Origin of the sequence: Paraburkholderia sp. EG304 (assembly GCF_046543485.1) — a bacterium.
In the GTDB taxonomy this organism is placed as follows: domain Bacteria; phylum Pseudomonadota; class Gammaproteobacteria; order Burkholderiales; family Burkholderiaceae; genus Paraburkholderia; species Paraburkholderia youngii.
The window spans coordinates 1-313 of record NZ_JBKGUA010000408.1; the positions used below are offsets into that span (position 1 = coordinate 1).

Here is a 313-nt window from a genome sequence, read left to right on the forward strand (position 1 = left end):
CGGCGGCGGGATGACGGGCGGCAACTTCACCAACCAGCCCGCCATCGAGGACGGCGAGGACAACGTGGCGGTCGCGCCGCTGCTAATGACGGGCGTCGATTCGCTGCTCGACATTCCGGGCTACACATCGGAGATCGTCGCAAAGCTGCGGCCGTTCGTCACCGTGCTGCCGACCGTCACCGCGACCAACATGAACACCGCGTCGGCCGAAGTGATCGCGGCGGTGGTGCCGGGCATGACCGTGTCGCAGGGGCAGGCGTTGGTCGCGCGGCGCCAGACCGTGTTTTTCCGCAACGCCGGTGACGTGCAGCTC

Annotated in this window: 1 protein-coding gene; it reads left to right on the forward strand. The window is 68.1% G+C overall.

The genetic code is table 11. From position 1 onward, the window contains the following. Positions 1-313 (forward strand): type II secretion system protein GspK (locus ACLFKU_RS44505; protein WP_410853487.1); only part of this gene is annotated, 313 nt, incomplete at both ends.